Below are 12,631 nucleotides of genomic sequence, written 5' to 3' on the forward strand. Positions count from 1 at the left end.
CGGAGTCAAGCCTACGGCGTGTAGACGCGGTGCGTTACTCGCCCTTGGCCTTCGCGATGATCTCCTCGGCGACGTTCCGCGGAACCTCGGCGTAGGAGTCGAACTGCATGGAGTAGCTCGCACGGCCGGACGTCTTGCTGCGCAGGTCGCCGACGTAGCCGAACATCTCCGAGAGGGGCACGAGGCCCTTCACGACGCGGGCACCCGCCCGCTCCTCCATGGCCTGGATCTGGCCACGGCGGGAGTTGATGTCACCGATGACCTCGCCCATGTAGTCCTCGGGCGTGGTGACCTCGACGGCCATCATCGGCTCGAGCAGCACGGGGCTGGCCTTGCGCGCGGCCTCCTTGAAGGCCTGCGAACCGGCGATCTTGAACGCGAGCTCGGAGGAGTCGACCTCGTGGTAGCCACCGTCGATCAGGGTGACACGCACGCCGGTCATCTCGTAGCCGGCGAGGATGCCGAACTGCATGGCCTCCTGCGCACCGGCGTCCACCGAAGGGATGTACTCCTTCGGGATACGCCCACCGGTCACCTTGTTCACGAACTCGTACGAGGCGTCGCCGCCCTCGATCGGCTCGATCGCGATCTGCACCTTGGCGAACTGGCCGGTACCACCAGTCTGCTTCTTGTGCGTGTAGTCGACCCGCTCGACCGCCTTGCGGATGGTCTCGCGGTACGCGACCTGCGGCTTGCCGACGTTGGCCTCGACCTTGAACTCACGGCGCATACGGTCGACCAGCACCTCGAGGTGCAGTTCGCCCATACCACCGATGATGGTCTGGCCGGTCTCCTCGTCCGAGTGAACCTGGAAGGACGGGTCCTCCTCGGCCAGGCGCTGGATCGCGACGCCCAGCTTCTCCTGGTCACCCTTCGACTTGGGCTCGATGGCGACCTGGATGACCGGCGCCGGGAAGTCCATGGACTCCAGGATGACCGGGTTCTTGTCGTCGGACAGCGTCTCACCGGTGGTGGTCTGCTTCAGGCCCATCACGGCGACGATGTCGCCGGCGCCCACCGAGTCGATCTCCTCACGCTTGTTCGCGTGCATGCGGTAGATCTTGCCGATGCGCTCCTTCTTGCCCTTGACGGAGTTCAGCACCGCGGTGCCGGACTCCAGGCGGCCCGAGTAAACCCGGACGAAGGTGAGCTTGCCGAGGTGCGGGTCGCTCATGATCTTGAACGCGAGCGCGGCGAGGGGCTCGTCCTCCGACGGCTTGCGCACGACGACCTGCTCCGGGTCCTTGACGTCGTGGCCCTCGATGGCCTCGACGTCGAGCGGAGTGGGCAGGTAGCGCACGACGGCGTCGAGCAGGGGCTGAACGCCCTTGTTCTTGAACGCGGTGCCGCAGAAGACGGGGGTGACGGTGGTGCCGCCGCCCTTGCCGGACGCGATCGTGATACGGCGGATCGCGGCGTAGAGCTGCTCCACGGTGGGCTCGGTGCCCTCCAGGTACAGCTCCATCAGCTCTTCGTCGTTCTCGGCGACGGCCTCGAGCAGCTTGCCGCGGTACTCCTCGGCAGCCTCGGCGTGGGTGTCCGGGATGTCGACGGTGTCGTACATCTCGCCCTTGGTCGCCTCGGCCGACCAGACCAGGGCCTTCATCGTCACGAGGTCGATGACGCCCTTGAAGTCCGCCTCAGCACCGATCGGCAGCTGCATGACCAGCGGCTGCGCGCCCAGGCGGTCCGAGATCATGTCCACGCAGCGGTGGAACTCGGCGCCGGTACGGTCCAGCTTGTTGACGAAGCAGATACGCGGCACACCGTAACGGTCGGCCTGACGCCACACCGTCTCGGACTGCGGCTCGACACCGGCGACACCGTCGAACACCGTCACGGCACCGTCGAGCACGCGCAGGGAGCGCTCCACCTCGACGGTGAAGTCGACGTGACCCGGGGTGTCGATGATGTTGATGGTGTAGTCGTTGTCCTCGAGCGGCCAGTGACAGGTGGTCGCAGCAGACGTGATCGTGATGCCACGCTCCTGCTCCTGCTCCATCCAGTCCATGGTGGCAGCGCCGTCGTGGACCTCACCGATCTTGTACGACACGCCCGTGTAGAACAGGATCCGCTCGGTGGTGGTCGTCTTGCCCGCGTCGATGTGGGCCATGATCCCGATGTTGCGGACCTTGGCCAGGTCAAGTGAAGTGGTAGCCATAAGGCTTCAGTCTTCTCTCGGTCTCGATGTGGGTAGCGACTACCAGCGGTAGTGCGCGAAGGCCTTGTTGGACTCGGCCATCTTGTGGGTGTCCTCGCGCTTCTTCACAGCGGCACCGAGGCCGTTGGAGGCGTCGAGAAGCTCGTTGAGCAGACGCTCGGTCATGGTCTTCTCGCGACGGGCGCGGGAGTAACCGACCAGCCAGCGCAGCGCGAGCGTGTTGGCGCGACCGGGCTTGACCTCGATCGGAACCTGGTACGTCGCACCGCCGACACGGCGGGACTTGACCTCGAGGGTCGGCTTGATGTTCTCCAGCGCGCGCTTCAGCGTGATGATCGGGTCGTTGCCCGTCTTCTCACGCAGACCCTCCATGGCGCCGTAGACGATGCGCTCGGCGGTGGAGCGCTTGCCGTTCAGCAGCACCTTGTTGATGAGGGAGGTCACCAGAGGAGAACCGTAGACCGGGTCGATGATGACCGGGCGCTTCGGGGCGGGGCCCTTACGAGGCATTCTTACTTCTCCTTCTTGGCGCCGTAGCGGGAACGGGCCTGCTTGCGGTTCTTGACACCCTGGGTGTCGAGGGAGCCACGGATGATCTTGTAGCGAACACCCGGCAGGTCCTTCACACGGCCGCCGCGCACGAGCACGATGGAGTGCTCCTGCAGGTTGTGTCCCTCACCCGGAATGTAAGCGGTGACCTCGATCCCGCTGGTCAGACGCACACGCGCGACCTTACGCAGGGCCGAGTTCGGCTTCTTCGGGGTGGTCGTGAACACACGCGTGCAGACGCCCCGACGCTGAGGGGAACCCTCGAGTGCGGGCGTCTTGTTCTTCTCGACCTTGTCCTGCCGGCCCTTCCGGACCAGCTGCTGGATCGTAGGCACTACTTCTCCGGTTTCTGTGTGCCGAATGGTGAAGCTAACCTGGAACATCTCCGACCCACGCGGTCGGGTGTGTCGAATCCCGCGGACTCCCGCCGCCAGGCAGAAATAAGCGCAGATTGCGGTGGCCGGTGTCAGCTCGCCGTGCGGTTCATGGCACACACGCGAGCCAGGGCACACCCCAGGCACAAGGTCTGAGCGTACCTACCGCATTCGCTGCGGTCAAAACAAATGGGCACCGCCCGCATCGCCCCGCCGGACATGTCAAGCCCCCCGGCCCTTGTCGATCTTCAATTCGGTGGCGTGTGTCCGATATGCGCACACCTTCACGACGCTACGACGGACACGACCGTCAGCAACACCAGAACGAGTGCCCAACCCGCCGTGGACAACCACCCGAGCACCAGCCCGGTCAGCGCCAGCCCGTCCCCCAGCTCTCCCCGGCTGCGGATCTCCGCCCGGGCCGCATGTCCCAGCACGACGGCCGGGATGCCGGTCAGCCCCATGGTCGGCACGCACAGCAGCCCGCAGACGCCCGCCGCGACGGCCTTCCCGTTGGTCCGCGGGCGCGGCACGGGCAGATACGCCGGTGGCACGGAGCCGGCGGAGGACGGCTGCGGCAGTGGCCCCTGCGGCAGATCCGCGACGAGCAGCGCCAGCTCCCCCACGGTCCGCGCCGCGTAGGCCCGCCCCACCCGCTTCTCGAACTCGTCCCGCTCCATCCGGCCTTCGCCGTACCCGGCTCTGAGCACGTCCACGGCCCGCTCCCGATCGGCATGCGACGCGAGCATCGACGAAGCGCCGGAGCCCTGCCAGGGCTGCCAGGGCTGCCAGGACGGATAGTGCGGCTGCGACACGGAGCACCTCCCCGGGAGTCCTTCCATGATGCGCCCAGGCGCGGCATCCGGCACCGGCGCGTGACGAGGGAAGCACGACAGGTCGGCCACACAGCCGACAGACGCGCTCCCCGCGCGGGAACGCACCTCGGGTCTCGCCGCACTCCCCGGGACGCGCCACAGGCCCCCCTGGACCGCGTACGGGCCCGCCCCACCCGGGACGCCGGCCCGCGGAAACGCCGAAGGGCGGCCACCCCCGGGTGACCGCCCTTCGTCTCAAGCGACTCGCTTACTGGTTGTACGGACCGTAGTCGTAGTCCTCCAGCGGGACGGCCTGGCCGGAGCCCGTGCCGAACGGCGAGTAGTCGATGTCGTCGTAGCCGACGGCCGAGTACATCGCGGCCTTGGCCTCCTCGGTCGGCTCGACCCGGATGTTGCGGTAGCGGGACAGACCCGTACCGGCCGGGATGAGCTTACCGATGATGACGTTCTCCTTGAGGCCGATGAGGCTGTCGGACTTGGCGTTGATCGCCGCGTCCGTCAGGACTCGGGTCGTCTCCTGGAAGGAGGCGGCCGACAGCCAGGATTCCGTCGCCAGCGAGGCCTTGGTGATACCCATGAGCTGCGGACGACCCGAGGCCGGGTGACCACCCTCCTGGACCACACGACGGTTCTCGGTCTCGAACTTCGAGCGCTCGACCAGCTCGCCGGGCAGCAGCTCGGCGTCGCCGGACTCGATGATCGTCACTCGGCGGAGCATCTGCCGGATGATGATCTCGATGTGCTTGTCGTGGATCGACACACCCTGCGAGTTGTAGACCTTCTGGACCTCGCCGACCAGGTGGACCTGGACGGCACGCTGACCCAGGATGCGCAGCACGTCGTGCGGGTTGGTGGCACCCACGGTGAGCTTCTGGCCCACCTCGACGTGCTCGCCCTCGCTGACCAGGAGACGGGCACGCTTCGAGATCGGGAACGCCGTCTCGTCGCTGCCGTCGTCCGGGGTGACGACGATCTTCTTGGTCTTCTCGGTCTCCTCGATCCGCACGCGGCCCTGGGCCTCGGAGATCGGGGCGACACCCTTCGGGGTACGGGCCTCGAAGAGCTCGACGACACGCGGCAGACCCTGCGTGATGTCGTCACCGGCCACACCACCGGTGTGGAAGGTACGCATCGTCAGCTGGGTGCCGGGCTCACCGATGGACTGGGCGGCGATGATGCCGACCGCCTCACCGATGTCGACCAGCTTGCCGGTGGCGAGCGAACGGCCGTAGCACATCGCGCAGGTGCCGACGGCGGACTCGCAGGTCAGGACCGAGCGGGTCTTGACCTCCTCGACACCGCGCTGCACGAGCTCCTCGATGAGGACGTCGCCCAGGTCGGTACCGGCCGGGGCCAGCACCTGCCCGTCGACCACGATGTCCTCGGCGAGGCAGCGCGCGTACACGGAGGTCTCGACGTCCTCCGTCTTGACCAGCGTGCCCTCGGCGTTCCGGTCGGCGATCTTCAGACGCAGACCGCGCTCGGTGCCGCAGTCCTCCTCGCGAATGATGACGTCCTGGGAGACGTCGACCAGACGACGCGTGAGGTAACCCGAGTCGGCGGTACGCAGAGCGGTGTCCGCCAGACCCTTACGGGCACCGTGCGTGGAGATGAAGTACTCCAGCACGGACAGGCCCTCACGGAAGGAGGCCTTGATGGGACGCGGGATCGTCTCGTTCTTCGCGTTCGACACCAGACCACGCATACCGGCGATCTGACGCATCTGCATCATGTTGCCTCGTGCACCCGAGTTCACCATCATGAAGATCGGGTTGGTCTTCGGGAAGTTGTCGTTCATCGCCTCGGCGACCTCGTTGGTCGCCTTGGTCCAGATCGCGATGAGCTCCTGCGTGCGCTCGTCCTTGGTGATCAGACCACGCTCGTACTGCTTCTGGACCTTCTCGTCCTGCGCCTCGTAGCCCTTGACGATCTCCTTCTTCGCCTCGGGAACGACGACGTCGGAGATGGCCACGGTGACGCCGGAGCGGGTCGCCCAGAAGAAGCCGGCCGCCTTCAGGTTGTCGAGCGTCGCCGCCACGATGACCTTGGGGTAGCGCTCGGCGAGGTCGTTGACGATCTCGGAGAGCTGCTTCTTGCCGACCTCGTAGTCGACGAACGGGTAGTCCTCGGGCAGCAGCTCGTTGAAGAGCGCGCGGCCCAGGGTGGTGTTCAGCCGGAAGGGGTCACCCTGCTGCCACTCGCCCGCGGCGGTGCCGGACTCGGCGCCCTGTTCGGGCACCGGCGGGGTCCAGCCACGCGGCGGGATGGTGCCGACCGGGAAGCGGACGTCGATCCTCGACTGGAGCGACAGCTCGCCCGCGTCGAAGGCCATGATCGCCTCGGCGACCGAGGCGAAGGAACGGCCCTCGCCCTTGAGGTCGCGCATCTCGCCGTCGGTGGTGAGGAAGAACAGACCGAGGACCATGTCCTGGGTCGGCATCGTCACCGGGCGGCCGTCGGCCGGCTTGAGGATGTTGTTCGAGGACAGCATCAGGATGCGGGCCTCGGCCTGCGCCTCCGCGGACAGCGGCAGGTGCACGGCCATCTGGTCACCGTCGAAGTCCGCGTTGAACGCGGTGCAGACGAGCGGGTGGATCTGGATGGCCTTGCCCTCGACCAGCTGCGGCTCGAAGGCCTGGATGCCGAGGCGGTGCAGCGTGGGCGCACGGTTCAGCAGAACCGGGTGCTCCGCGATGACCTCTTCCAGCACGTCGTACACGACCGTGCGGCCGCGCTCGACCATGCGCTTGGCGCTCTTGATGTTCTGCGCGTGGTTCAGATCGACCAGGCGCTTCATCACGAACGGCTTGAAGAGCTCCAGCGCCATCGCCTTCGGCAGACCGCACTGGTGCAGCTTCAGCTGCGGGCCGACGACGATCACGGAACGCGCGGAGTAGTCCACACGCTTACCGAGCAGGTTCTGACGGAAGCGGCCCTGCTTGCCCTTCAGCATGTCGCTGAGGGACTTCAGCGGGCGGTTACCGGGACCGGTGACCGGGCGACCGCGGCGGCCGTTGTCGAACAGCGCGTCGACGGCCTCCTGGAGCATGCGCTTCTCGTTGTTCACGATGATCTCGGGCGCACCGAGGTCGAGAAGGCGCTTCAGGCGGTTGTTCCGGTTGATCACACGGCGGTACAGGTCGTTCAGGTCGGAGGTCGCGAAGCGGCCACCGTCCAGCTGCACCATCGGGCGAAGGTCCGGCGGGATGACCGGCACGCAGTCGAGCACCATGCCCTTGGGGCTGTTGCTGGTCTGCAGGAACGCGGAGACGACCTTGAGGCGCTTGAGCGCACGGGTCTTCTTCTGGCCCTTGCCGGTACGGATGATCTCGCGGAGGCGCTCGGCCTCCTCGTCGAGGTCGAAGGACTCCAGGCGCTTCTGCAGCGCCGCGGCACCCATCGAACCGTCGAAGTACGTGCCGAAGCGGTCACGCAGCTCGCGGTAGAGCAGCTCGTCGCCCTCCAGGTCCTGGACCTTGAGGTTCTTGAAGCGGTTCCACACCTCGTCGAGGCGGTCGATCTCGCGCTGCGCACGGTCGCGCAGCTGCTTCATCTCACGCTCGGCACCCTCGCGCACCTTGCGGCGCACGTCGGCCTTGGCGCCCTCGGCCTCCAGCTCGGCCAGGTCGGTCTCGAGCTTCTTGGCGCGGGCCTCCAGGTCGGCGTCGCGGCGCTGCTCGATCTGCTGGCGCTCGACGGAGACGTGGGCCTCCAGCGAGGGCAGGTCGCGCGTACGGCGCTCCTCGTCGACGTACGTGATCATGTACGCCGCGAAGTAGATGACCTTCTCGAGGTCCTTGGGAGCCAGGTCGAGCAGGTAGCCCAGCCGGCTCGGGACACCCTTGAAGTACCAGATGTGCGTGACGGGCGCGGCGAGCTCGATGTGGCCCATCCGCTCACGGCGCACCTTGGCACGGGTGACCTCGACGCCACACCGCTCACAGATGATGCCCTTGAAGCGGACACGCTTGTACTTGCCGCAGTAGCACTCCCAGTCCCGGGTCGGACCGAAGATCTTCTCGCAGAAGAGTCCGTCCTTTTCGGGCTTGAGCGTGCGGTAGTTGATCGTCTCGGGCTTCTTGACCTCGCCGTGGCTCCACTGACGGATGTCGTCAGCGGTGGCCAGACCGATCCGGAGCTCGTCGAAGAAGTTGACGTCGAGCACTATGCGTCAATCCCTCTCAGGGTTGTAAGTCATGGGGTCTGATACGGGGGTCCTGGGGCCGGAGGCCTTCATGACGAAGGCCTCCGGACTCCCGTCAGACCTCTTCGACGCTGCTCGGCTCACGCCGGGACAGGTCGATGCCAAGCTCCTCCGCAGCGCGGAAGACGTCCTCGTCGGTGTCGCGCATCTCGATGGACATGCCGTCCGAGGACAGCACCTCCACGTTGAGGCACAGGGACTGCATCTCCTTGATGAGCACCTTGAAGGACTCGGGGATGCCGGGCTCGGGAATGTTCTCGCCCTTGACGATGGCCTCGTAGACCTTCACGCGGCCGGTGACGTCGTCGGACTTGATGGTCAGCAGCTCCTGGAGGGCGTACGCGGCGCCGTAAGCCTCCAGCGCCCACACCTCCATCTCACCGAAGCGCTGGCCACCGAACTGGGCCTTACCACCCAGCGGCTGCTGGGTGATCATCGAGTACGGACCGGTCGACCGGGCGTGCAGCTTGTCGTCGACCAGGTGGTGCAGCTTGAGGATGTACATGTAGCCGACCGAGATCGGCTCCGGGAACGGCTCGCCGGAGCGGCCGTCGAACAGCGGCGCCTTACCGGTCGGGAGCACCATGCGCTCGCCGTCGCGGTTCGGGATGGTGTGGTTCAGCAGACCGGCCAGCTCGTCCTCACGCGCACCGTCGAAGACGGGGGTGGCGACGTTCGTGCCCGGTGCGACCTGGTCGGCCTCGATGGCCTGCAGGCGCTGGGCCCAGTCGTCCGCGAGGCCGGAGACGTCCCAGCCGCGGCTGGCGAGCCAGCCGAGGTGGATCTCCAGGACCTGCCCCGGGTTCATTCGGGACGGGACACCGAGCGGGTTGAGGATGATGTCGACCGGGGTGCCGTCCTCCAGGAACGGCATGTCCTCGATCGGCAGGATCTTCGAGATGACGCCCTTGTTGCCGTGACGGCCGGCGAGCTTGTCACCGTCAGTGATCTTCCGCTTCTGCGCGACGTACACGCGCACCAGCTGGTTCACACCGGGGGGAAGCTCGTCGCCCTCCTCGCGGTCGAAGACGCGGACGCCGATGACCTTGCCGATCTCGCCGTGCGGCACCTTCAGCGAGGTGTCACGGACCTCACGGGCCTTCTCACCGAAGATGGCGCGCAGCAGGCGCTCCTCCGGCGTCAGCTCGGTCTCACCCTTGGGCGTGACCTTGCCGACGAGGATGTCGCCGGCGACGACCTCGGCACCGATGCGGATGATGCCGCGCTCGTCGAGGTCGGCGAGGACCTCCTCGGAGACGTTCGGGATGTCCCGGGTGATCTCCTCGGGGCCGAGCTTGGTGTCACGGGCGTCGACCTCGTGCTCCTCGATGTGGATCGAGGAGAGGACGTCGTCCTGCACGAGGCGCTGCGACAGGATGATCGCGTCCTCGTAGTTGTGACCCTCCCACGGCATGAACGCCACGAGCAGGTTCTTGCCGAGCGCCATCTCGCCGTTCTGGGTGGCCGGACCGTCGGCCAGGACCTGGCCCTCGATGATCCGGTCGCCCTCGTTGACGATGACCTTCTGGTTGACCGAGGTGCCCTGGTTGGAGCGGGCGAACTTGGCCAGGCGGTACGTGATGTACGTGCCGTCGTCGTTGGCGGTGGTGATGTAGTCCGCGGAGACCTCCTGGACCACACCGGGCTTCTCGGCCTTGACCACGTCGCCGGCGTCGACCGCGGAGCGGTACTCCATGCCGGTGCCGACGAGCGGGGCCTCGGACTTAATCAGCGGCACGGCCTGACGCATCATGTTCGCGCCCATGAGGGCACGGTTGGCGTCGTCGTGCTCGAGGAACGGGATCATGGCGGTCGCGACCGACACCATCTGGCGCGGCGAGACGTCCATGTAGTCCACGTCCTCGCCGGTGACGTAGTCGACCTCGCCGCCCTTGCGGCGGACCAGCACCCGGGCCTCGGCGAAGCGGAGGTCGTCCGTCAGCTGCGCGTTGGCCTGCGCGATGACGAAGCGGTCCTCCTCGTCGGCGGTCAGGTAGTCGACCTCGTCGGTGACCTGGCCCTCGAACACCTTGCGGTACGGGGTCTCCACGAAACCGAACGCGTTGACCCGGCCGTAGGAGGCGAGCGAGCCGATCAGACCGATGTTCGGGCCTTCGGGCGTCTCGATCGGGCACATGCGGCCGTAGTGCGAGGGGTGCACGTCACGGACCTCGAAGCCGGCCCGCTCACGGGAGAGACCACCCGGGCCGAGAGCCGACAGGCGGCGCTTGTGGGTGAGACCCGACAGCGGGTTGTTCTGGTCCATGAACTGCGACAGCTGGCTGGTGCCGAAGAACTCCTTGATGGAGGCGACGACCGGCCGGATGTTGATCAGGGTCTGCGGCGTGATCGCCTCGACGTCCTGGGTCGTCATCCGCTCGCGGACGACACGCTCCATACGCGCCAGACCCGTGCGGACCTGGTTCTGGATGAGCTCGCCGACGCTGCGCAGGCGGCGGTTGCCGAAGTGGTCGATGTCGTCGGTCTCGACGACGATGTTCGTACCACTGTCGCCGACCGTCTCGGTCTCGCCCGCGTGCAGCTTCACCAGGTACTTGATCGTCGAGATGATGTCCTCGACGGTCAGGATGCCCGCGTCCAGCGGAGCGTCCGCACCCAGCTTCTTGTTGACCTTGTAGCGGCCGACCTTGGCCAGGTCGTAGCGCTTGGGGTTGAAGTACAGGTTCTCCAGCAGCGTCTGCGCGGCCTCACGCGTGGGGGGCTCGCCCGGACGCAGCTTGCGGTAGATGTCGAGCAGCGCGTCGTCCTGGCCCTGGGTGTGGTCCTTCTCCAGGGTGGCGCGCATCGACTCGTACTCGCCGAACTCCTCGAGGATCTGCTCGGTGGTCCAGCCGAGCGCCTTGAGCAGGACGGTGACGGACTGCTTGCGCTTGCGGTCGATGCGGACACCGACCATGTCGCGCTTGTCGATCTCCATCTCCAGCCAGGCACCCCGGGACGGGATGATCTTCGCGGAGAAGATGTCCTTGTCGGACGTCTTGTCGATGGAGGAGTCGAAGTAGACACCGGGCGAACGGACGAGCTGCGACACCACGACACGCTCGGTGCCGTTGATGACGAAGGTGCCCTTGTTCGTCATGAGCGGGAAATCGCCCATGAAGACCGTCTGGGACTTGATCTCACCGGTCTCGTTGTTCGTGAACTCGGCGGTGACGAAGAGGGGGGCCGCGTACGTGAAGTCGCGGTCCTTGCACTCGTCGATGGAGTTCTTCGGCGGCTCGAAGCGGTGGTCGCGGAAGGTCAGCGACATCGACCCGCTGAAGTCCTCGATCGGGGAGATCTCCTCGAAGATCTCCTCGAGCCCGGACTTGGTGGGGACGTCCTGACCGTTCTCGAGAGCCTCCTCGACCCGACTCTGCCAGGCGGTGTTACCGAGGAGCCAGTCGAAGCTCTCGGTCTGCAGCGCGAGCAGGTTCGGAACCTCGAGAGGCTCCTTGATCTTTGCAAAAGAGATGCGCAGCGGGGCAGTGCTGGCGGCGTTGTTCGTATTCGCGGTCGAGGCGTTGCGCGAGGCGGCCAAGAGGGGGTCCTTCCGAGGGCTCGGACTCACTACGCGCGTACCGGCCCCTCTCCCGTACACGGAGACAAGCCGCGTGGATCCGGCCGAAAGGCCAGGTCAACAAGTCTTGTCGTCGATGCTCGAGCGAGGGCAGACCCCTGGTGACGGGCAGGGGACAGCTAACAGGCAGCGCAAAGGGTCAGTGTAGCCACTTGGCCCACTGATGTCCAGTGCGGGTCGTGAAACCCGTGTTCACCCTCGTTGTTCCACTCCTGCGACACGGCGCTGCCCTCAACGCACGTTGATACTGCCCTCTTCGTCGCCGATCCATGCCTCGGATTCGGATCCTGTGACGACGCGTCCTGAGAATTGCGCGCTGCGTGCGGTTCGTCAAGGCCCCCCTGCCCGATCCGGAGCCGCCCGGAGACACGACGAAGATCACCATACCCCCCGTCACAAAGGGTTCAAGGCAACCGCGGCCGGCCCCCGAGAACGCCGAAGAGCGACCACCCGGATGGATGATCGCTCTTCCGCGCTTACGCGTTACACGTCCGGCCGGACGTGTTGTGGATCCGGACGGATCCGAGGGTCTTACTTGACCTCGACGGAGGCGCCGGCGCCCTTGAGGGACTCGGCGGCCTTCTCGGCGGCGTCCTTGGCGACCTTCTCGAGAACGGGCTTCGGGGCGCCGTCCACGAGGTCCTTGGCCTCCTTCAGGCCCAGGGAGGTCAGCTCACGCACGACCTTGATGACCTGGATCTTCTTGTCGCCGGCACCGGTGAGGATGACGTCGAACTCGTCCTGCTCGGCCTCGGCCTCGGCCGGGGCGGCCGGACCGGCCGGACCGGCGACGGCGACGGCCGCGGCGGCGGTGACGTCGAACTTCTCCTCGAACGCCTTCACGAACTCGGAGAGCTCGATGAGGGTCATCTCCTCGAACTGCGCGAGCAGGTCTTCCTGGCTGAGCTTCGCCATGATGGCGGTCCT

7 protein-coding genes are annotated in these 12,631 nt (G+C 66.5%); all 7 read right to left on the reverse strand.

Annotated features, from left to right (window positions below; genetic code table 11):
* Positions 1–34: 34 nt before the first annotated feature.
* The 7 genes from fusA to rplL all read right to left on the reverse strand — a co-directional run bounded on the left by fusA (position 35) and on the right by rplL (position 12,619).
* A complete protein-coding gene (gene fusA / locus QNO09_RS32670) occupies positions 35–2,161 on the reverse strand; it encodes an elongation factor G (protein ID WP_283973853.1) in 2,127 nt (708 codons plus the stop codon).
* Positions 2,162–2,200: 39 nt separating this feature from the next.
* Positions 2,201–2,671 (reverse strand): 30S ribosomal protein S7, encoded by a 471-nt coding sequence (gene rpsG, locus QNO09_RS32675; RefSeq protein WP_003992340.1) that lies wholly within the window; start codon positions 2,669–2,671, stop codon positions 2,201–2,203.
* Between the two features lie 2 nt (positions 2,672–2,673).
* The gene (gene rpsL, locus QNO09_RS32680; protein ID WP_003948652.1) at positions 2,674–3,045 is read right to left on the reverse strand and encodes a 30S ribosomal protein S12; all 372 of its coding nucleotides are present in this window, start codon (positions 3,043–3,045) and stop codon (positions 2,674–2,676) included.
* Positions 3,046–3,368: 323 nt separating this feature from the next.
* The gene (locus QNO09_RS32685; protein ID WP_283973854.1) at positions 3,369–3,899 is read right to left on the reverse strand and encodes a DUF1707 and DUF4190 domain-containing protein; all 531 of its coding nucleotides are present in this window, start codon (positions 3,897–3,899) and stop codon (positions 3,369–3,371) included.
* A 268-nt stretch (positions 3,900–4,167) separates the two neighbouring features.
* The gene (locus tag QNO09_RS32690) at positions 4,168–8,085 is read right to left on the reverse strand and encodes a DNA-directed RNA polymerase subunit beta' (protein WP_283973855.1); all 3,918 of its coding nucleotides are present in this window, start codon (positions 8,083–8,085) and stop codon (positions 4,168–4,170) included.
* A gap of 94 nt (positions 8,086–8,179) precedes the next feature.
* Positions 8,180–11,665: a DNA-directed RNA polymerase subunit beta gene (gene rpoB, locus QNO09_RS32695; RefSeq protein WP_283973856.1), complete on the reverse strand. Its 3,486-nt coding sequence runs from the start codon at positions 11,663–11,665 to the stop codon at positions 8,180–8,182.
* 570 nt (positions 11,666–12,235) lie between these two features.
* The gene (rplL, locus tag QNO09_RS32700; RefSeq protein ID WP_030839722.1) at positions 12,236–12,619 is read right to left on the reverse strand and encodes a 50S ribosomal protein L7/L12; all 384 of its coding nucleotides are present in this window, start codon (positions 12,617–12,619) and stop codon (positions 12,236–12,238) included.
* Between the last annotated feature and the right edge of the window lie 12 nt (positions 12,620–12,631).

This window comes from Streptomyces sp. 378 (assembly GCF_030124145.1).
Lineage (GTDB): Bacteria > Actinomycetota > Actinomycetes > Streptomycetales > Streptomycetaceae > Streptomyces.

What these genes read in the sequence shown, in the direction of transcription:
- fusA (WP_283973853.1), bottom strand. Translation starts at nt 2,161, where the DNA reads ATGGCTACCACTTCACTTGACCTGGCCAAGGTCCGCAACATCGGGATC.
- rpsG (WP_003992340.1), bottom strand. Translation starts at nt 2,671, where the DNA reads ATGCCTCGTAAGGGCCCCGCCCCGAAGCGCCCGGTCATCATCGACCCG.
- rplL (WP_030839722.1), bottom strand. Translation starts at nt 12,619, where the DNA reads ATGGCGAAGCTCAGCCAGGAAGACCTGCTCGCGCAGTTCGAGGAGATG.